Annotated in this window: 17 protein-coding genes; 9 read left to right on the forward strand and 8 right to left on the reverse strand. The window is 63.7% G+C overall.

The window, feature by feature from the left end; translation table 11 throughout:
* The first annotated feature begins 352 nt into the window (after window positions 1-352).
* The 4 genes from CKO11_RS15625 (at window position 353) to CKO11_RS15640 (ending at window position 3,393) form a co-directional block, all read left to right on the forward strand.
* Window positions 353-619 (forward strand): hypothetical protein, encoded by a 267-nt coding sequence (locus CKO11_RS15625; protein WP_223640841.1) that lies wholly within the window; start codon window positions 353-355, stop codon window positions 617-619.
* Window positions 619-774: a hypothetical protein gene (locus tag CKO11_RS15630; protein ID WP_223640843.1), complete on the forward strand. Its 156-nt coding sequence runs from the start codon at window positions 619-621 to the stop codon at window positions 772-774. The genes CKO11_RS15625 and CKO11_RS15630 overlap by 1 nt, the downstream gene beginning before the upstream one ends.
* Complete coding sequence (locus CKO11_RS15635) at window positions 774-2,147, forward strand: GDSL-type esterase/lipase family protein (protein WP_223640845.1); 1,374 nt, start codon at window positions 774-776, stop codon at window positions 2,145-2,147. The genes CKO11_RS15630 and CKO11_RS15635 overlap by 1 nt, the downstream gene beginning before the upstream one ends.
* 388 nt (window positions 2,148-2,535) lie before the next feature.
* On the forward strand, window positions 2,536-3,393 hold the full coding sequence (locus tag CKO11_RS15640) for an aldo/keto reductase (RefSeq protein ID WP_223640847.1): 858 nt from the start codon (window positions 2,536-2,538) through the stop codon (window positions 3,391-3,393).
* A gap of 70 nt (window positions 3,394-3,463) precedes the next feature.
* Here the strand turns inward: CKO11_RS15640 and trpB are convergent, their stop codons facing one another.
* A complete protein-coding gene (gene trpB, locus CKO11_RS15645; protein ID WP_223640850.1) occupies window positions 3,464-4,672 on the reverse strand; it encodes a tryptophan synthase subunit beta in 1,209 nt (402 codons plus the stop codon).
* Window positions 4,673-4,995: 323 nt separating this feature from the next.
* Between trpB and CKO11_RS15650 the strand changes: the two genes are divergently transcribed.
* The 3 genes from CKO11_RS15650 to CKO11_RS15660 all read left to right on the forward strand — a co-directional run bounded on the left by CKO11_RS15650 (window position 4,996) and on the right by CKO11_RS15660 (window position 10,037).
* A complete protein-coding gene (locus CKO11_RS15650) occupies window positions 4,996-6,198 on the forward strand; it encodes an ABC transporter substrate-binding protein (RefSeq protein WP_223640853.1) in 1,203 nt (400 codons plus the stop codon).
* A 64-nt stretch (window positions 6,199-6,262) separates the two neighbouring features.
* Window positions 6,263-9,103: a methyl-accepting chemotaxis protein gene (locus CKO11_RS15655; protein ID WP_223640856.1), complete on the forward strand. Its 2,841-nt coding sequence runs from the start codon at window positions 6,263-6,265 to the stop codon at window positions 9,101-9,103.
* A 127-nt stretch (window positions 9,104-9,230) separates the two neighbouring features.
* Window positions 9,231-10,037, forward strand: a complete 807-nt coding sequence (locus CKO11_RS15660; RefSeq protein ID WP_223640859.1) for a fructosamine kinase family protein — start codon at window positions 9,231-9,233, stop codon at window positions 10,035-10,037.
* Between the two features lie 6 nt (window positions 10,038-10,043).
* Here the strand turns inward: CKO11_RS15660 and CKO11_RS15665 are convergent, their stop codons facing one another.
* The gene (locus tag CKO11_RS15665; protein WP_223640897.1) at window positions 10,044-10,940 is read right to left on the reverse strand and encodes a LysR family transcriptional regulator; all 897 of its coding nucleotides are present in this window, start codon (window positions 10,938-10,940) and stop codon (window positions 10,044-10,046) included.
* Between the two features lie 103 nt (window positions 10,941-11,043).
* Here CKO11_RS15665 and CKO11_RS15670 point away from each other — a divergent pair, with 103 nt between their 5' ends.
* Both CKO11_RS15670 and ygiD read left to right on the forward strand, forming a co-directional pair.
* Entirely contained in the window at window positions 11,044-11,463 is a 420-nt protein-coding gene (locus tag CKO11_RS15670; RefSeq protein ID WP_223640861.1) for a DoxX family protein, read from the forward strand.
* Window positions 11,464-11,523: 60 nt separating this feature from the next.
* A complete protein-coding gene (gene ygiD / locus CKO11_RS15675) occupies window positions 11,524-12,354 on the forward strand; it encodes a 4,5-DOPA dioxygenase extradiol (RefSeq protein WP_223640864.1) in 831 nt (276 codons plus the stop codon).
* Between the two features lie 79 nt (window positions 12,355-12,433).
* On the opposite strand, the gene CKO11_RS15680 is transcribed toward ygiD, so the two are convergent.
* From CKO11_RS15680 to CKO11_RS15705, 6 genes are all read right to left on the reverse strand, one after another.
* The gene (locus CKO11_RS15680) at window positions 12,434-13,174 is read right to left on the reverse strand and encodes a siderophore-interacting protein (RefSeq protein ID WP_223640866.1); all 741 of its coding nucleotides are present in this window, start codon (window positions 13,172-13,174) and stop codon (window positions 12,434-12,436) included.
* Between the two features lie 221 nt (window positions 13,175-13,395).
* Complete coding sequence (locus CKO11_RS15685; protein ID WP_223640868.1) at window positions 13,396-14,493, reverse strand: sensor domain-containing diguanylate cyclase; 1,098 nt, start codon at window positions 14,491-14,493, stop codon at window positions 13,396-13,398.
* Entirely contained in the window at window positions 14,487-14,714 is a 228-nt protein-coding gene (locus tag CKO11_RS15690; protein WP_223640869.1) for a hypothetical protein, read from the reverse strand. The genes CKO11_RS15685 and CKO11_RS15690 overlap by 7 nt, the downstream gene beginning before the upstream one ends.
* 283 nt (window positions 14,715-14,997) lie before the next feature.
* Complete coding sequence (locus CKO11_RS15695; RefSeq protein ID WP_223640871.1) at window positions 14,998-18,105, reverse strand: efflux RND transporter permease subunit; 3,108 nt, start codon at window positions 18,103-18,105, stop codon at window positions 14,998-15,000.
* Between the two features lie 3 nt (window positions 18,106-18,108).
* Entirely contained in the window at window positions 18,109-19,317 is a 1,209-nt protein-coding gene (locus CKO11_RS15700) for an efflux RND transporter periplasmic adaptor subunit (protein ID WP_223640873.1), read from the reverse strand.
* Window positions 19,318-19,389: 72 nt separating this feature from the next.
* Window positions 19,390-20,919: an MDR family MFS transporter gene (locus tag CKO11_RS15705; RefSeq protein ID WP_223640875.1), complete on the reverse strand. Its 1,530-nt coding sequence runs from the start codon at window positions 20,917-20,919 to the stop codon at window positions 19,390-19,392.
* Window positions 20,920-20,934: the final 15 nt, after the last annotated feature.

The following is a 20,934-nucleotide window of genomic DNA, read 5'->3' on the forward strand; positions in this document are numbered from 1 at the left end:
CAACTGTGCATGCTTATGCCTTGCGGGTGAAAGCTGTGGTCTCGCAAGGCATTGAAATAATATATTTATTCGAGGGCCACATCGCCCCCGAATCATCTGGGTGTGCAAGCTTATGGTACATTGGCAAAAATTTCCGAAATGTTGCCGGGTTTGGCGGCGCGTTTGTGCGATGGGATCACCAATTTTGCGCCCGGTTACACTGCCCTGACCGGCGCTATTTCGCCCCTAGCCGTGGGGGCGGGGGGGATGGCCTTGGGCGCTTTGGCGCAAGAGGTCGTGGACCGCCCGCGCGGTTTACGCCTTGGCGTGCCTTTTTCCCCAGACTTGGCCCCTCACAGCAAGGGACACATCCATGACTGATCTGTTCGAACATCACAGCCCCGGCGTGACCGGCCCCGCCTTGGGGCATTTTCCGATCACCCCCACTGATGACGCCGACCTGCCAAAGCCGGTGCGGCAGGTGATCATTGGCGGCAGCGCGGGCACGATTGCTTATGTTCATGCCCGCGATGGCCAGACCTATACCACCGGCCCCCTGCCTGTGGGGCCGTATTCGCTTTGGGCTAAGCGCATCTTGGCCACCGGCACCACCGCCACCGATCTGACTGGGGGTGTGTGATGCTTGGACTTGGCATGGGCGGGTTGGGGCTTCTTGGCATGGACGCCGCCTTGGGGGCGGCGCCAACCGCGCCTGCGGGGGCCACGTTTTTGCTGGACGCGGATGGAGCCTATCTCACCGACGCAGACGGCGCGTATTTGATGGAGGATCTATAATGGCAAACCGTCGCTTTTTTGACACCACGGCATGGCGCGCAATCCAAGGCTTTGGCCCCGGCAGGGTGCTGTGTTCGGCGGATAACCACTGGAAGTCAGCGGGGTTGGCCGGTCCCGGTCCGGCCAGTGCTGGCGGGGCGTCGTTTTGGTTGGAGACCCTGTTTGACGATGGGTCAAATCGCTACATTTTCCATGTGGAAGGGGACAAGATCGTGATTTCGCGCGACGGTAACAATCGTCTTCGGGTCGCGCTTTCAAATGGTGGCGATCGGTTTGTGTTCACCTCAACCTCCACGCAAAAAGCAGGGCGTGCCCCTGCGCATTGGGCGATTGCGTGGGATGTCAATGCCCCCGCAGGCGCGCGCACCGGGCGTATCTGGCGCAATGGGGTCGAAGAAACGGTGATCGTGCTCACGGACACGGGCAACGCCTTTTCGATCTACAAAGGCGGGATCGCCGGTATCGGCATTCATGCTGCAAACTACGCCTATCTGAACGGCTTTCTCTCGGAATTTATGGTCTGGTATGGCGAAGCCCCGGATTGGGCCGATGGGTCGGTTCTGGACAGCGTCTACCGGCACGGACAGGCCGTTGATCCGGGCCAAGATGGCAGTCGTGTAACGGGGACGGCGCCGTTGGTATATCTTTCGGCGCGCAAAGAGCTTGGTCCATCCACTTGGTCCACCAACCGAGGCACGGGGGGCGCAATCACCACCGTGGGGACCAATATCGTCGCGCGTCGCCCGATCATCGGTTACGGGGACAGCCTGCTTGCCGGGACGGGGGCCTCTTCGGTCGCGGCCAATTGGGGGGCGCAGATGTCGAGGGCGCAAGAACGATGGTTTTGGAACAATGGCATCGGCGGCGAAACCGCAGACCAGATCAATGCGCGGCTGCAACGCGATATTGCGCAGCATGTGACCGAACACCCCGAGGCTGCCTATATTCTGGAGGGAGGCTATAACAGCATCGGCGCGGGCCAGACCGCCGCGCAGATCATCGCCACGGCACAAGAGATGATCGACGCGGTTCCGGCAGGGGCGAAATTTATCTACATCGGTCTCCCGAACGGATCGACAAGCGGCGAGGAACGCGACGGGGCGCGCTGGCAGATCATTGAAGCCGCGAATGCCGGGATCAAGGCATATGCCGAGACGCGCCTGCCGAACAGTTTTTGCGATATTCGGCGCTATCTGATCGACGATGCCCTGACGGATCTGGGTCTGACACCAACGGCGCAAGACGCGGCGGACATCAATAATGACGTTGTCCCGACGCAACTCCGCCGGGACGATATTCACGCCAATGATCTGGGCCACGACGCTTGGGAAATCGCCGTGACGGCGTCGCTGACGGCGGTTGGCGCGTTGTGATGGCGGCGCTTTGCCGCTGTGTGACGCGCCAATTCGCAGGGGCTTTGCGGGACTTGGGGTAGGCGTGAAGCCCCGGCGATAGACGCCGCGGCGGTTTGCATGGTGTTGGTCCACAGGGGGTGTCTGGCCCCATGCTGAAAGGGGGCGCGCTGGCGAAGCTGGCGCGCCTTCGCCTTTTTTTAAGATAGGCGCCGTGTCTTGGCGTCACAGGCACGGGCCTTTGGCATCGTCCCTCTGCCTGAGTGTTCTATTGATGAATTGGACTCATGAGTTATTGCCGCCAGCGCGCAATTATCCCATTCGGCTTTGCGCCCTATATCCCGTGCAGAGGGCGCTGCGGCGCCTGTCCGGGCACGGCCCGGAGGTGCACGACCATGGAGATGAAAAGATGCTGAAAGAAACGATGACCCTGCCCAATGGTGTTGCGATCCCCAAGCTCGCGCTGGGCACGTGGATGATCGAGGATGAGAAGGCCGCCGACGCGGTGAAAGCCGCGATCGAGATCGGCTATCGTCACATCGACACCGCGCAGGCCTATGGCAACGAACGCGGCGTGGGCGAAGGCGTGCGGACCTGCGGCCTGCCGCGCGAAGAGATTTTCGTGCAAACCAAACTGGCCGCCGAGATCAAGGATTACGAGGGCGCCAAGGCCGCGATCCAAGGCTCGCTGGACACGATGGGGCTGGAGTATATCGACCTGATGATCATTCACAGCCCGCAGCCTTGGGGCGAATGGGCGGCGGACGATCGCTTCTTTGAGGGCAACCTTGCGGCGTGGAAAGCGCTGGAAGAGGCGCTGGAAGCGGGCAAGCTGCGCGCCATCGGCGTGTCCAACTTCCAGAAACAAGACCTTGATAACCTTTTAGAAAATGCCACCGTTAAGCCGATGATCAACCAGGTTTTGGCGCATGTTGGCAACACGCCCTTTGAGCTGATCGACTACACGCAATCCAAAGGTCTGCTGATCGAAGCCTATTCGCCGATTGCGCATGGCAAGATCCTCGACAATCCCGAGATCGGCGCGATTGCCGAGAAATACGGCGTCACGATCCCGCAACTGTGCATCCGCTACATCTTGCAACTCGATTGCCTTGCGCTGCCGAAAACCGGCAATCCGGCGCATATGAAATCGAATGCCGAGGTGGATTTCGAAATCTCGGAGGCGGATATGGAGGCGCTCAAGGCGATCACCGCGAAAGATTATGGCGATGCCAGCGTCTTCCCGGTTTATAGCGGCAAGGCGTAACGCGACCGCCCACCATCAAAGGCCCCCGCATCGGCGGGGGCCTTTTTGTTTTTACGCTGGGCGACTGGGATCAAAGATCTTCGCCAAAGCCATAGGTTTCGGTGACATAGTCGATGTCTTTATCGCCGCGCCCCGACAGGTTGATCAGGATCGACTTGCCCGGGTTGTTGCCCGCTTCGCGCATCGCAAAGGCCACCGCATGCGCGCTTTCCAGCGCCGGGATGATCCCTTCATGGCGCGACAGCGCATAGAATGCCTTCAGCGCTTCTTTGTCATCGGCGGTGGTGTAATTCACCCGGCCCGTCTTGTGCAGATGCGCGTGTTCGGGGCCAACGCCGGGGTAATCAAGCCCCGAAGCGACGGTATGCACCGGCGCGGGCTCGCCGTTTTCATCGGTCAGCACCAGCGTGCGGAAGCCGTGAATATCGCCATCCGCGCCAAAGCTGATGGTGGCGGCGTGATCGCCAAGGTTCGACGATGTGCCCAGCGGTTCCACCCCGTAAAGGCTGACGCACGCATCATCGATGAAGCCAGAGAACATGCCCATCGCGTTGGAACCGCCGCCCACACAGGCCGCGACCATATCGGGCAAGTCGCCGGTCATTTCCAAGAACTGATCGCGCGCCTCGATGCCCACCACATGTTGGAAATTGCGCACCATCATCGGGAACGGATGCGGCCCCACGACCGAGCCAATGGCAAAGAGCGCGGTATCGGCTTGCGCGATATAGCTTTGGAAACAGCTATCCACCGCCTCTTTGAGCGAGCGCCCGCCAAAGCTCACCGGCACGACCTTGGCGCCCAAAAGCTTCATCCGGGTGACGTTCGGCGCTTCTTTGGCGATGTCGATCTCGCCCATATGGATTTCGCATTCCATGCCGAAATAGGCCGCTGCGGTGGCCAGCGCCACGCCATGCTGGCCCGCGCCGGTTTCCGCCATCAGCTTTGTCTTGCCCATGAACTTGGCCAAAAGCCCTTCGGCCATGCAGTGGTTGAGCTTATGCGCCCCGGTATGGTTGAGATCTTCGCGCTTGGCGTAAATCTGCGCGCCGCCGCAAAGTTTTGAGAGGTTCTTCAGATAAGAGACGGGGGTGGGCCGCCCTTGATAGTTCTTGCGGATCTGGCGCAGCTCGGCAATGAAATCGGCGGATTTCGAAATGGTGGCGTAAGCCTCGCGGATTTCTTTGAAATGCGGCTCAAGCGGCGGCGGCAGCATGGCCCCGCCGTAATCCCCAAAAAAACCATCCGCATTCGGGGTTGTCTTAAGATAAGAAGTCATGCCTCACCCTCTCTTCGTCTTTCGGGCGGGATTTGACGCCCAAAGGCGCGCGGTGACAAGGTCGGAAACGCGCGCCCAAGCGCGGCATCCGGCCCCATTTTTGCAAAATGGCACAAGATGCGGCGGGCGGTCGCATTGTCTTTTTGACGGGTTCGACCTGCCGCAAAAGGGTTACTTTAGGTCATCTTAGGCTAACCTTGCCCCTGAAAACCCGGTTTATAAGGCCCGAAACGCGGTCGAATCGCTGCCGCAGCCGGGCGTACTTAACGTCATCGCAAGTCTTTACTGCGAAGCCTGATCTTCAAATAGGACAGGAGACCGGCATGAAACTCGCAGCTATCTTGGCTGTTTTCGCGCTGTGTGCGGGCCCGATGGGTGCACAGGCACAAAGCCAGCCCCCGCAGGGCATCAGCGCGCAAGCGGTCCATTTTGCGCAGGTCGCCGCGCTTGAAGGACCGGCCAGTGCGCTGGGCACCGGCATGAACCTTGGGCTGCGCGCCGCCTTCGAAGAGGCCAATCGCGCAGGCGGTGTGGCGGGCCGGATGATCCGTCTTGATGCGTTTGACGATGGCTATGAACCGGCAAAATCGGTGGAACAGACCCGTGCGGTGATCGCGGGCGATGCGCATATTGCCTTCATTGGCCCGGTGGGCACGCCGACCTCTGCGGCGACCCAGCCCTTGGCCACGCAAGAGGGCTGGCCCTTTCTTGGCGCGGTGACCGGGGCGGGGTTTCTGCGCGATCCGGGCTTGCGCAATGTGCTGAACCTGCGCGCCACCTATGACGCGGAAACCGAAAAGTGGATCGAGCTTTTGGTCGATGCGCGTGGCCATCGCAAGATCGGCATTCTTTATCAAGATGACGGGTTCGGGCGCGTCGGGTTGAAGGGCGTCGAAGCGGCGCTGGAACGGCGCGGCATGGCCCCGGTCGCCCGCGGCGCCTACACGCGCAACACCTTGGCGGTGAAAACCGCGCTTTTGGATATTCGCCGCGCCGGGGCCGAGGCGGTGGTGATGGTCGGCGCCTACAAGCCGGTGGCCGAGTTTATCCGTGTGGCGCGCCAGATCGATTACAACCCCGATTTCGCAACGATTTCCTTTGTCGGCACCGATGCGCTTGTGGGGGAATTGGGGCCCGATGGCGCGGGGGTCGTGATCTCGCAGGTGGTGCCGTTCCCGGCCGATCCTTCGGTCCCGGTCGTGGCCCGCTACACCGAGGCGCTGAAGGCGGTCGATGCGGCTGCCGAACCCGGGTTCCTGTCGCTTGAGGGTTATATTGTGGGGCGGCTCGCGCTGGCCGGGTTGCAAGCGGCGGGCAAGAACCTGACGCGTGAAAGCTATCTGGCCGCGCTTCAGGGGCTGGGCGATGTCGATATCGACGGTTTGGTGCTGCACTACGGGCCCGGCGACAATCAGGGGCTGGATGAAGTGTTCCTGACCGAGATTTCGCCCGAAGGCACGATTGCGCGCATCGCGATTGGCGATGCCGTCAAGCGCGACGCGTGTGAGGTCAGCCCGGGCGGCTAATTCGTCGCCGGTCCCCCTTCCTTCGGGCCCCGAGGCCCGGAGCCTTTTCAGATAGGATAGTGGTATGATCCCGCAGGCATCGAAGCTGCTCGCTAGCGTGGGCGTAAAGATCGTGGCAATCGTTGTGGCCTTGGTGGCGATGACGGCGGTTGCGATCGTGGTCAGCCTTAACGTGTTCCGCACGACCGACCGTGTTGTGCGCGATCTGGCCGAGGGCGATGTGCCGGTGTTGCAGGCCACCATGGGGTTGGGCGAGGCAACGGCGGGGCTTAGCAAGGATATGGTCGATATCCTGTCGGCGGAAACGGCGGGCGCGCTGGATGGCCCCGATGCCGCCGCGACCGAGCATTTCGCGTCCCTGCGCGAGGAAATCAAGCGCAGCGGCGATCCGCAATTGGGTATGCTGGGCAGCACCGTCAATACCGCGAAGGCCAGCGTTACAAAGCTGATCGAGGCGCGGCGCGCCATGTTCGAGGCGACCGAGCGCACCGACCGGGCGGTGACACAGCTTTTTGCCATCAATAACACAGTGTCCGAGCGGCTGCTTGAAGTCAGCGATGACGCCTATTTCGATATGGTGATGGGCGGCGAGGCGGCGGTGGACTCGGTCGCGCGCACGCTTGAACAATTGGTCGACCGCGATTTCAACACCTTGGGCGATGCTTTGGCGCTGCGCGTCGAAATCAACGTTTTGCGCGGCAATGTTTTGGCGATGTCGCCCGGGCTTGATGCTGCGGCGCGCCGCGCGATCTTGGAAGGGGTGGCCGCGTCCGAAACGCGGATGCGCGACAAGATCATGCGCATCGGTGACGCTTCGCCGATTGTTGCGCTGCGCGCCGATCTGGAAGCCTTGGCCGATGCCGCGCATCGGGTCGTTGAACTGGGCACCGCCATGGGGCGGCAGCGGCGCGATCTGCAAGAGATGACCGAGACGCTGGATACCGCGCTGACGGCGGTGACCGACGATCTGGCCTTCGATCTGACGGTGAATGCCATCGAGTCCGGTCGCTCCAACGCGGCGGCGATCAACACGCTGATGTCGCGCGATGTGGAGCCGTTGATCCGCGCCGCGCGGGTCGAGGCGCGGGTGCGCGATATGGTTTCGGCGACGCTGCGTCTGGCGCTGACGCGTACCGAAGATGATTTCGCGCGCGAAAGCGTGGCGGTTTCCGGCGCGCGCGAGGGGCTGGCCGCGATGGTGCCGCTTGTGCCTGAAAAACTGGGCAAAGCGCTGGGCGAGATGCTGACTCTGACCGATCCGGGCGCGGTATTGCCGACGGCGCATTTGGCCTCGATCCAAGCCCGCGTTGCCGCGAATGCAGCCTTTTCCGAGGCCAGTGACACGATGGCGATGATCGACACCGCCGCCGCCGCCGCGACCCATGCCGTGCTGCAACGGATCGAGGCGGCATCGGCCTCGGTCAGTGCGCGCACTGGTGCCTCGATGCAGACGATGCTGGCGGTGGCGGCGCTTTCGGCCCTGATCGCGGTGGCTGCGCCGTGGCTTGCTTGGGGCACGATCGTGCGCCCATTGCGCCGTTCGGTGCAGGCCACGCGTCAATTGGCGCAGGGCGATCTGGCGGCGGTCGATGGCATGCAGGCCGGGCCGGGCGAGATCGGGGCGATGACCGGTGCGCTTTTGGTGTTCCGCGACGGGCTTCTTGAAAAGGCGCGTCTGGAAGAAGAAGAAAAACGCCAAGCAGAGGCCGCCGCCGAACGCGAACAGGCCGCGCATGAGGCGGAAACCGCGCGTCAGGCCGAAGTGCTGGAGCGCGAACGCGCCGAACGGGCCCGCGAAGAAGAGGCCGCCGCCGAACGGCGCGCCCTGCGCGACGCCGCCGAGGCCGAGCGCGCCGAACAGATGCGCATCCAGCAGCAGGTCGTGGCCAGCTTGGCGGAGGGGCTGCGCGCGATGTCGAACGGCGATCTGACCGCCAAGATCAACGCGACCTTCCCCGAAGATTACGAGGCGTTGCGGCGCGATTTCAACGAGGCGGTGGACCGGATGGCCGAGCTTCTGGCCTCGATCGTGCAATCGAGCGGGGTGGTGGAAACCGAGGCGGGCAGCCTCAATACTGCCTCTTCGGAACTGGGGCGGCGCACCGAAACGCAGGCGGCCTCGCTGGAGGAAACCGCCGCGGCGATGAACGAAATGGCTTCGTCGGTCACGCAATCGGTCGCGGGCGCGCAAGAGGCCGCCAAGGCCGTTGGCCAGACGCGCGAAACCACCGCCACCGGGCGCGATGTGGTGCGCCAGACGCTGCAGGCGATGAACGATATCGCGCGCAGTTCCGAACAGATCACCCGCATCACCTCGGTGATCGACGATATCGCCTTCCAGACCAATCTTTTGGCGCTTAATGCCGGGGTGGAGGCCGCACGGGCGGGCGAAAGCGGGCGCGGCTTTGCCGTTGTCGCGTCTGAAGTGCGCGCGCTGGCACAGCGGTCTTCCGAAGCGGCGAAAGAGATTGCCGAATTGATCGAAACTTCGGCCCGGCAGGTCAATTCCGGGGTGCAACTGGCCTCGCAATCCGACACGGCCTTGGGCCAGATCGAGGATTTGGTGGGCCAGCTTGATGGGCTTTTGGAAGCCATCGCCAGCGCTGCCACGGAACAATCCGCCGGGATCACCGAGGTGACGGCGGCGGTGAACCAGCTGGATCAGGTGACCCAGCACAATGCCGCCATGTTCGAGGAAAATTCGGCCGCGACGCAGGGACTTTTGGCCGAGGCGCAAAGCCTGCGCGCGCTCAGCGCGGTGTTCCGCATTGCCCAAGCCAATGAAATGGCGCAGGTGCAGCGCTATCCGGTGACCGCTGTGCCCGATGAAGCGCCCGATGCTGGGGAGGAAGACGGTTTGGACGATCTGGGGGACCCGGACCGGGATCAGCGCGCGGCCTCCTGATCCGCCTTGGTGTAAAAACAAAATCTTTCAAAATCTTGCGGCGCGTTCTTCACAGGGCGCGCCGTGTCGCACCTGTGCCGCTGCGGCCCTGCTTGATGTTGGGCTGAGCCGGGTCTAGGCTTTTGCCATGCATCCCCTTGCCGCGCATGCGATCACCGCCCTTGATCTGGGCCCCTGTCAGGTCATGGCCCTGCATGGGGGCGATTTGTCGGTGGTGGTGCGACTGGTGCCCGAGAGCGGGGCGCCCGTGGTCGCCAAATCCGCCCCGCAGGCCGAGACCGAAGCGGCCATGCTGCAAGCGCTGGCTGCGGCGGGCGCGCCCGCACCTGCGGTCTTGGCGGCGCAGCCGGGGCTTTTGGTGTTGCAAGACCTTGGGGCCGATACCGGACTGGGGGCGGCTTGGGCGCATCTGGGCACGGTCTTGGCACAGCTTCATGCCGCGACCGGGCCGCATTATGGCTGGTCTTGTGATTATGCTTTTGGCGCGGTTGAAATTCGCAATGCGCCGCTCGACGATTGGCCTTCCTTTTGGGGGATGCGACGCTTGCTGCCGTTTTTGCCCGACCTTCCGGCAGAGCTTGCCTGCCGGGTCGAGGGGTTGGCACGGCGGCTGCCAGAGCTTTTGCCCGCCACGCCCCCGGCGGCCTTGCTGCATGGCGATCTTTGGGTGGGCAATATCATGGCCAATGGGCCGCAGGTCACCGGGCTGATCGATCCGGCCAGTTATTATGGCGATGCCGAGGTCGATTTGGCGATGCTGTCGCTGTTTGGCCGCCCTGCGCCTGCCTTTTGGGCGGCCTACGGGGCGCTGCCCCCGGGGGCCGAGATCCGCCGCGCGATTTATCAACTGTTCCCGGCGCTGGTGCATTTTCGGCTGTTCGGGGCGGGCTATCGGGGGTTGGTGACCCGCTGTCTGGATGCGGTTGGCGCCTGAGCGGGGTCACAAAATCCCGGTGCCGCGCAGATCCTCTTGCGCGAAATCGATCAGCGCGCGCAGCTTGCGGGGCAGGGCGCGGCCTTCCAGCCAAACCGCGCTGAGCACGCCACTTTCGCTTGTATACTCGTTTAGCACCGGCACCAGACGCCCCTGCGCCAGCGCCTCGTGCAGCGCAAGGCGCGGCACATAGGCAAGGCCATGCCCCGCCGCCGCCAGTTCCGCCGCCGCGCGGGCCGAATTCACCTGATAGCGCCCGCTGATCTCGACCACGGTTTCTGCCCCGTCGCGCACAAAGACCCAGCGTCGCGGGGCGCGGCGGTTGGTGTCCAGAATGCAGGCATGTTGCGCCAGATCGGCGGGATGTGCGGGGGGGCCATGCTGCGCCAGATAGTCGGGGCTGGCCACGACCAGCGAGCGCAGCGCGCCCAGCTTGCGCTGTTTGAGCGATTGCATCTCTGACCGGCCGATCCGAAACGCCAGATCGATCCCCTCCGAGGCCAGATCGACAAATCGGTCGGTCAGCCGCAAATCGAACGCCAGCCCCGGATGCGCGGCGCCAAACCGCGCCAGCATCGGCGCGACCCAAATTTCGCCAAAGGTGACGGGGGCCGACAGCCGGATCAGCCCGGTAAACCCGCGCGAGCCCTCGGCCACTTCGGTGATCAATTCGTCCAGATCATCCAGCAGACCGGGCGCGCGCGCCAGCAAATCCGCCCCGGCAGGTGTCAGCCCAACCCGGCGTGTGGTGCGTTGCAACAGCCGCACGCCCAGCCGCGCCTCAAGCGCCGCGACATATTTCGAGGTCAGCCGGTTCGACACCCCCATCTGATCGGCGGCGGCGGTGAAAGAGCCGGTCTGGGCGGTCGCCACGAAGGCGCGCAATTCGTCGATCAGGTCCATGGCATTGCGAACATATAGGCGAAGATCATTCCACAAAATCGCCATTTTCTTGAAGGTCGGCAAGCCCCAAATAGAGCCCATGACCAATTCACGGGAGACACACATGACCCTTTCGACCCACGACACCGCCGCCTTTGCCCTGCGCGTTTCCTCTGGTGCGCTGTTTTTGGCCCATGGCCTGACCAAGCTTTTGGTGTTCACGCCGGCCGGCACGGCGGCCTTTTTTGAAAGCCTTGGGCTGCCCGGGGTGCTGGGCTATCTGACGATGCTGGCCGAAATCGGCGGCGGGCTTGCGCTGATCCTTGGCGTGGGCGTGCGACTGATCTCGATCCCGCTGGTGGCGGTGCTTCTGGGCGCGACCTGGGCGCATGGCGGCAATGGCTGGAGCTTTTCGAATGCGGGCGGCGGCTGGGAATACCCGCTGTTCTGGGCGGTGGCGCAAGCGGCCATCGGCCTTTTGGGGGCGGGCGCTTTCGCGCTGCGGCTGCCCGCGCTGGAACGCCGTCTTGGGGCGTTCGCCTAACCTTTCCCATCAATGAGCCGGGGCCGCGCGTGCCGCGGCCCCGTTTCAAAGGAGTTTGACATGATCGCCCCCACCACGCTTACCCATCTGCGCGACGGCCTGAAAAGCTCGGCCCGGATGCCGCTTGTTTTCTTGGGTCACGGCAGCCCGATGAACGCAATCGAGGACACCGCCTTTTCACGGGCTTGGACAGAACTGGGCCAGAACCTGCCGCGTCCGCAAGCGATCTTGGTGGTTTCGGCGCATTGGATGACGCAAGGCACAACGCTGGTCGATGTGTCCGACGTGCCGCGCACGATCCATGATTTCTATGGCTTCCCGCAGGCGCTTTACGATCAAAACTACCCCGCCCATGGGGCGCCCGATCTGGCGCGCGAAGTCACCACGCTTCTGGCCAGCCATCACGCCGCCGAAGATGACACTTGGGGGCTGGATCACGGCGCCTGGACGGTGCTGAAATTCCTTTACCCCAAGGCCGATGTGCCGGTGTTCCAAGTCTCGGTCGATATGACCCGCGGGCTGGCGCATCAGCTGGAAATCGGGCGCACGCTTGCACAATTGCGCAACCGGGGGGTGCTGATCATCGGCTCGGGCAATATCGTGCACAATTTGCGCGCCATGCGGATGGGCGGCAAGCCGCAAGATTTCGCGGTCGAGTTCGACACGCTCTTTGCCAACAAACTGCAAGAGCGCGATCTGGCCACCTTGTCCGACCGGGCGAAACTGGGCACGCTTCTGACCCAATCGCACCCGTCCATCGACCATTATCTGCCCGCGCTGACGGTGGCCGGGGCGGCGGATGGCAAGGATGATCTGCATTTCATGACGGATGCGATCGAGCTTGGCTCGGTTTCGATGCGCTCTTTCGTGTTCACGCCCAACGCGGCCTGACCGGGCCGCAACGCATCGCAGGCATGATTTTCACGGGCAAGGGCCCGGGCAAGGGGCCCGGGCCTTTGCCATTTTGCGGTTACAGCTCTTTTTCAGACCGATCCGCCGCGCCCGCGACCCAGTAGCCCGCCGCTTTCAGCCAAGCGGTGGGATGCCCCCGTTCCGTCAGGGCGGCGCGCAGCGCCTTGGCCACCCCGGCTTCGGCGGCAATCCAGACAAAGGTTTGTTCGGGCAGGGCGATCCGCGCAAGCGCTGCTAAAAGCCCGCTTGCATCGGTCGGATCGGTGCGATGCACCCAAAGCGCGACATGTTCGGCCTGGCTGGTGATCTTTTGTTCCTCGGCGGGGCCTTGCACCGCGACAAGGCTGGTGACCGGGGTGCCCAGGGCCAATTCCTCGATCCGTCGGGCAATCGCGGGCAGGGCGGTTTCATCGCCGATCAGCAACCAGCGCGCGATGGGCCCGTCGATCAATTGCGCGCCGCGCGGCCCGCCGATTTCAGCCGGATCGCCGATCTGTGCCCCGCGCGCCCAAGCGGTGGCGGGCCCGGCCTCATGGAGCGCGAAATCCACAGTCAATGTGCCGCGCTTAGGGTCATAGGCGCGCGGCGTGTAATCGCGCATCGCTTGCCCGCCCGCGCCATCGGGCACGAAAAGCTTGATGTGATCATCAGAGCCGGGCGAGGCAAAGCCCACCAGCTCCGGCCCGCCCAGCACCAGCCGCAGCATCTGCGGGCTGATCTCTTCGCGCGCAAGCACGGTAAGCTTGCGCCGTTTCACCTCAAAGCGTTGGCGGGTGATGATCGGGGTGGGGGCAGTCATGGCAGTGGCGTCCTTGCAAGGGGCTGGCGCTGCAGCGCAGCGCCGCCGATTTCCCTGCACCTAGGGCGCCGCCGGGGCCAGACAAGGCCTGACATTAGGGCAGTTGGGTGGCGCGGGGCGCTGCGCGCTGGCCTAACCTGCGGCGCCGCGCATCGGGTGGCCGGTCGTGGCATCGATCGCGCGCAACGGGCTGGTGACATCGGGGTGCACCAGCGGCACAATCAGGGGGTGGCGTGGCGCCAGCCTATTTCCGTAGGGGTCCAGTCGACGGCGGCGTTGCAGCGATTGCGCCCGCCTTTCTTGGCGCGTTGCAAGGCTTGATCGGTAAGCGCCAGCGCTTGCGCAAGGTCGCCGGCAAGCGGATCGCGCGGCCCATAGCCGAAAGAGGCGGTGACCCGTGCCAGCCGCGCATCGTCTTCGCGGCTGCCCATTTCGCTGATGGCGCGGCGCAGGGTTTCGCTTTTGGCGGCAAGGGTGGGCGTATCGGCCCCCTCGACCAGCACAAGGAATTCTTCGCCGCCCCAGCGCGCGAATACATCGCCCGGTGTCAGTTGCGCGCGCACCGTATCGGCCACGGCATGCAGAACCCGATCGCCCTCCAGATGGCCCAGCGTATCGTTGATGCGTTTGAAGTGGTCGATGTCGAACAGGACCAACCCGTTCAGCTCGGGCCGGATGGCAATGGCCTCGAACAGGCCGCGCCGGTTCAGCGCCTCGGTCAACGGGTCGTGGTGCAGCGCATGATCGAGCCGGTGGCGCTGTGCACTGAGTGTGGCCCCGGTGTAAAGCACGACCGCCATAAGCAAATCGTCCATCAGGGTGAAAACAAAGATCATATCGTGCAGATGGTGCTGGCTGAATTCGCCCTTATGCGACAGCAGCGCCCCGGCCAAGAAGGGCAGGACGATGATGGTCGTCAGCATGACCAAGAAGGGCTGGCGCAGCTCGCTTGGGGCCAAAAAAATCCGAAACGGGGCGACCGAAGCATGGCGCAACACCAGCGCGACCAGCAGGGCCAGATAGGCCGCCAGCGAAAAGAAAGAAAACGCAAGCGCTTCGTTGAACAGGCTGAATGAGAATTTGAACAAGGCGCCTGCGGCGGTGAACCAGCCCAGCACCACCAGCGCCACCGCCAGCCGGGGGCAGATCCGCGCGGCCAAAAGCGCACCATTGAGCACCATGAGCGCCCGGGCCGTTGCGGTGGAAAAGGTCCCGTGAAAGCCAAGATCCAGCCCCCAATGAGAGAATATCTCGGGCGAGACCAGCACCGGCCAAGCGGGAAAGCCCGCCTCGATCAGCCTTTGCCCGGCGATCAGCACCCCCCCCCCTGCGCCAGCGTCAAAAGGGCGTGGGGGCGCCGCCACAACCCCAGCGCGGCCACCCCATAGCCGATGGCCGAAAGCGGATGCAGCGAGGCGCTTTGCAGATAGCCAGAAAGAATGAAATTATGCATCGCCCCCAATAAAACGATGACAAGCACCATAAGCGCCAGCCAGCGGATCAGGGGGGTGAACCTGTCCGCAGTGTGAGAGACGTCCATGGCGATCCTCCATAGCCACGTGGTGCCTCTTCCAAGGGGCGGGGGCGAGCCAACGCGGCTTGGATGCTATCATCAGGTTCTAGAGCTTATATGCTTAAGCAAACGTTGACACCGATCAATGTGGCTTAACGCGTGGCTAAAGGCACGAAAGTTGCGCGCAATGGGCGAAAGGTAAGCGCTTTGCCTTGAACCTATACGTTTCGGCCCCGTCGGAAAGAGGTTTGAGGTTGGATGGGCGGCGCGGTCGGGGCCACCTCGCGCGGCCCCGACCGGCCCGGGCGGGTCAGGCCTGTTCGCGCGACACCCGGCCCGCCGCAGACATGATCAGCACGTAAAGGGCGGGCACCATGAACAGCCCGATGAAGGTCGAGGCCACCATGCCGCCAATCACCCCGATGCCGATGGCATTTTGCGCCGCAGCCCCCGCGCCCGAAGCGGTGGCCAGCGGCATCACCCCCAAGATAAAGGCAAGTGCGGTCATCAAGATCGGGCGCAGCCGCAGGCGCGCGGCCTCAATCGCGGCATCTTTCAGCGCGCTGCCTTGCTGGCGCAGGCTTTCGGCAAATTCCACGATCAAGATCGCATTGCGCGCGGCAAGGCCAATCGTGGTGAGCATGCCGACCTTGAAATAGACATCGTTGTTTTGCCCAAAGAGCCATGCCGTCACCAGCGCGCCCAACACGCCCACCGGCACCGCCAGCATCACCGCAAAGGGAATGGTCCAGCTCTCGTAAAGTGCGGCCAGCGCCAAGAACACGACCAAAACCGAGATCGCGTAAAGAAGCGGTGCTTGGCTGCCCGATTGCTGTTCTTGGTAGCTTAGCCCCGTCCAGGCCAGCCCGTAGCCGCCCTCAAGACCGTCGACCAAGTCCTGCATCGCCTCCATCGCGGTGCCGGTCGAAACGCCGCTTGCGGCAGAGCCAGACACTTCGATCGCGGCGGTCGCCCCATAGCGGCTTAGCTCCGGCGGCACCGGTTCCCAGCTTGTGGTGGCAAAAGCGGCAAAGGGCACCATCTCGCCGTCGGAATTGCGCGCATACCAGTCAAAGATATCTTCGGGCTGCATCCGCGCTGTGGCCTCGGCCTGCACGATGACGGGCCGCAGCGAAGACCCCAGCACGAAATCATTCACCTCGTCGCCCGCAAACAGCGTCGAAAGCATCGCATTTACTTCGGACAGGTTCAGCCCAAGGCTTTCAAGCTTTTGCTGATCGATCTCAAGGCGCAGCGCGCTTTCGGTCTCGGTCCCGTCCACGCGCACGGTGGTCAGGCGATTATCGGCATTGGCGCGGGTTTCCAGCGTTTTCGCCGCCTCTTGCAGCGCCGCCACCCCATGACCGGCTTGGTCGATCAGGTAAAGGCTGAAGCCGCCGGTATTGCCAAGGCCCCGGATCGCGGGCGGTTGCGTGACAAACACGCGCCCGGCCCGAATGGGGGCAAAGGCGGCATTGGCGCGCCCGGCAATTGCGGCGGCACTCAGCCGGTCATCGCCCGCGCGGATGTCAAAATCCTTTAGCTTCACAAAGACCATGGCGCGGTTCTGCCCCGAGCCGCCAAACCCAAACCCGAGCGAGGCAAAGGTGCTTTCCACCCCCGCGGCCTCTTCGGTCAAAAGGTAGTCGTTGACCTGTTCCAGTACGGCACGGGTTTGTTGCGTGGTCGCGCCATCGTCAAGCTGGATGATCGTCATCAAGACGCCCTGATCCTCGGTCGGGATGAAAGACGAGGTGATGCGTTCATAGACCGCCCAAGCGCCCGCCAAAACCAGCGCCAGCGCCGCCAGCATCAACACCGGGGCGCGCAGGCTTTGGCCCACGGCGCGGCCATAAAAGGCGGTGAACCGCTCCAGCGCGCCATTGAACCAACGCGCGGGCGCAAAACGCGGTTCGGCATCGCCCAGCCGCAACAGTCGCGCGGACATCGGCGGCGACAAGATGATGGCGACCAGAAGCGACAGCGCCATCGCGGTGACCATGGTCAGCGAAAACTGCCGGTAAATCACACCGGTGGAGCCGGGGAAACACGCCATTGGCAGGAATACGGCGGCCAAAACCACGTTGATCCCCACCAGCGCGGCGGTGATCTGCCCCATGCTTTTGGCCGTGGCCTCGGGCGCGCTGAGCCGTTCGTCACGCATCAGCCGTTCGACGTTTTCAACGACAACAATCGCATCATCGACCAAAAGCCCGATCGCCAGCACCATCGCGAACATGGTCAGCGTGTTGATCGAATAGCCCGCCGCGTAAAGCACGGCGAGCGTGCCCAAAAGCACCACCGGCACGGTGATCAGCGGGATGAGCGTGGCGCGCCAGCTTTGCAAGAATACGATCAGCACCAGCACCACCAGTGCCACCGCTTCCAATAGCGTATGTTCGACCTGCTGGATCGACAATTCGACAAAGGGCGAGGTGTCATAGGCGATGCGGAATTCCAGCCCCTCGGGCAGGGCAGCGGCCAGCCGATCCAGCGTGGCGCGCACCGCTTGCGAGGTATCGACCGCATTCGCCCCGGTTTCCAAATTCACCCCAAAGCCAGAGGCGGGCGCGCCGCTAAACAGGCTGTCGCCGCCATAGCTTTCCTGCCCGATCTCCACCCGCGCCACATCGACCAGCCGCACCGTCGCGCCGCCCGCTTCGGTCTTGAGCAAGATCTGTTCGAAATCCGCGACCGAGGTCAGCTGACTTTGCGCGGTGATCGTGGCCGTGAATTGCTGGCCTTCTACCGTGGGCTGGCTGCCCAAGGCGCCCACAGAAACGGTGGTGTTTTGCGCCTGCACCGCCGCGGTCACATCGGCAGGCGTCAGTTGAAACCGCACCAGCGCCAGCGGATCAAGCCAGATCCGCATCGCATAGCCCGAGCCAAAACTGTTGACGCCGCCCACGCCCTCGGTCCGTTCGATCTGGCCCTCGACCTGCTCGGACATGATATCGCCCAGTTGCAAGGTCGTATATTGCCCGGTCGTATCGACCAGCGCGCCGATCATCAAAATATCGGAGGCCGAACGCGAGACCGTGACCCCCGAACTTTGCACCGCACTGGGCAGGCGGCTCGTCACCCGCGCGACCTTGGTCTGCACATCGTTTTGCGCATCGACCGGATCGATTGATCCATCAAAGGTCAGCGTGACGCGCGAAGACCCCTCGCGCGAGCTGCTTTCCATGTACAGCAAGCCATCAAGCCCGGTCAGCCCTTCTTCGATCACCCTAGTTACGGAATTGAGCACCGCATCTGCCGTGGCCCCCGAATAGCTGGCGGAAATCCTCACCGTGGTGGGGGCGATGTCAGGATATTGCGCGACCGGCAGCCGGGTGTAAGAGGCCGCGCCCGCAAGCATGGTCAGGATCGCCAGCACCCAAGCCAGAACGGGGCGTTTGAGAAAGAAGTTGCCCATCGATCATTCCCCCGTCGCGGGGGTATCGGCCTTGGTCACGTCGCGCACCACGCCCTGCGCATCGATTGTCACTGGCACGGTTGCGACTTCGGCCCCCGCTTGCAGGTTCGTCAGCCCGTCGACGATCAAAAGATCGCCTGCCTCAACGCCTGCGGTCACCACCCAAGCGTTTTGATAGCTGCCGGTTTCGGTCAGGGTGCGCTTTTCGGCGCGCCCCTCCACGGCGACAAAGGCGCTCAGCGTGCCGTCGCTGGCGCGGGAAGTGGCGCGTTGCGGCACCAAAATCGCCGGGGTGGCCCCCAAAGTGATTTCTACGCGCAGAAACTGGCCGGGCAGGATCTTGCGTTCCGGGTTGTCGAATTGCACCCGCATTTCGGTGGTGCCGGTGGTCGCAGAAACCGTGGTCGAGGGCGAAACGAAGCTGCCCTTGCGGTCATAGGTGGCGCCGGTTTCCAGCGTCAGTGTGAAATCCACTTCGCCCGCACGGCGCAAGGTGCCCGCTTCCCACATGGCGCGATGTTCCAGCATGCGCCGGCTCGATTCCTCGACATCGACATAAATCGGGTCAAGCCGGGTCACGGTGGTCAGCGCCTCGGTCTGATTGGCGGTGACGATGGCGCCCACGGAAACGGCGGGCAGGTCCGGCACCCCGGAAATTGGCGAGGTGATCTGCGTGCGGTCCAGATCCAACTGCGCCATATCGCGCGCAGCCTCGGCCGAAGACAGCGTCGCCTCGGCCTGCGCTACGGCGACCCTTGCGGCCTCCACGTCTTCGGTGGAGATCGAGGTCCGCTCAAGCTTGCGATAGCGTGCATAGGTGGCCTCGGCCGCTTCGAGCGCCGCTTTCGCGCCATCCACTGCCGCTTGCGCAGACTTTAGGTCCGCCGCGTAAGTGTCGCCATCAATGGCAAAAAGCGGATCGCCCGCCTGCACAGGGCGGCCCGCTTTGTAAAGAATGTCGGAAATCACCCCCGCCACGCGCGGGCGAATGTCGACCTGTTCATAGGCGACTGCGCGCCCGGGCAAAGTGACGGAATAGGGCACATCGCTTTTTTCAAGCGTCATCACGCCGACCTGCGTGGCGCCGCCGCCGCCGGGCGGGCCGTCTTGGGCCAGCGCGGGGCTTGTCAGAGCAAGGGCAAGCACCACGGCTAAGGCGCGGCGGGCCACGGCGCGGCGGGTGCGGGCGGAAGCGGGGGGAAGGGGCGTCATGGCAACTCTGCTCAAGCAAGGGGTAAGGGTGAAACGGGGGCGCGACATGGTTCCGTCGCACCGCGCAGCCGTCTAGGGTGCGGGGGCGGTTGGGCTGGTCAGATCGGTGCCACGCAGCCGCAGCGCCAGCACCAGTGCAAGCGCCATCACGCCCCCGCCGATCGCGAAGCTTGCGGCAATCGCTTGGCGAAAGGCTTCGGCCACTTGCAGTTGCGCGGCCTCGGGCAGGGTGCGGATCACCGCCATGCCACCGGTTGCAATCGCACTGGCATCGACGCCGCCCAGCCCCGCTAGTTTCGCCGCCAAAAGGCTGGTCATCACGCCGCCCGAAACGGCAACGCCAAGCGCCCCGCCCAGCGAGCGCAGGAAAGACATGCTGGCCGTGGCCACGCCAAGGCTGCCATGCGGCACAGCGTTTTGCACAATCACCGTGGCATTGGGCATGGCAGAGCCCATCCCGGTGCCCAAAATCGCCAGCGCCGCCAAGACCGGGATCACCCCGGCCTGTTCATGCGCCAGCGTGGCCAACAGGCCAAGGCCAAGCGCCTCAAGAATGATCCCGCCCACCAAGAAGCGTTTCGGCTTGCCGATCTGCGCCGAGAGCCGTCCCCCCAGCACCGAGCTGAGCAGCATCATCCCGACTTGCGGCAACATCACCAGCCCCGATTGCGCCGCGCTCATCCCCAGCACCAATTGCAGATACAGCGGCAAAAAGACCATCGCGCTCATCATCGCAAAGGTCATCGCGCCGGTGGTCAGCGTGCCGATGCGAAAGGCGGGCAGGGCGAACAGGGACAGATCGACCATCGGTTCGCGGGCGCGCCGTTCTTGCCAGATGAAAAGCGCGAGCGCGATCAGGCCGCCCGCCGCCAAAAGCGCCGAGGTCAGCGACAGGCGGGGAAACACCGATCCGGCCAGCGAAAACAACAACAAAAGCGCGGTGGCCGCGCTGGTCAGCAACAGCGCGCCCAGCCAGTCGATCTGGTGGCGGCGCTGTTCCACCGCGGGCAGCTTCAGCCCGATCACTAGCAAGGTCAAAGCAATCGCGCCGACGGGGATGTTGACGTAAAACACCCACCGCCAAGACAAAGCCGTGGTCAGCGCCCCGCCCAAGACCGGCCCGGCAATCGAGGCAAAGGCAAAGGCCCCGGTGAACAGCCCCTGATAGCGTAGACGTTCACGCGGCCCCACCACATCGGAAATGGTGGTTTGGGTCAGCGTCATCAGACCGCCGCCGCCGATGCCTTGCAACAGCCGAAAGGCGATCAATTCTTCCATCGTTTGCGCCAGACCACACAGCGCCGAGGCGGCGATGAACAGCGTGATACAGCCAAGCAGCAGATTGCGCCGCCCGAACATATCGCCCAGCTTCCCAAAGATCGGCGTCGCCGTGGTCGAGGCGAGCATGAAGGCGGTGACCACCCAAGACAGATGCGCCATGCCGCCCAACTCGCTGGCCACGGCGGGCAGGGCGGTGTTGACGATGCTTTGGTCAAGCGCGGCCAGCACCATCGCCAGCATCAGCCCCGTCAAGATCACGGGCAGGTCGCGCTGGCGCGTCTCGGGGGCGAAGCTTTCGGGGGCGGTGCTGAGCTCGGTCATGCGCGAGGATATCCA

It is taken from the genome of Rhodobacter sp. TJ_12 (assembly GCF_020023995.1).
In the GTDB taxonomy this organism is placed as follows: Bacteria; Pseudomonadota; Alphaproteobacteria; order Rhodobacterales; family Rhodobacteraceae; genus Rhodobacter.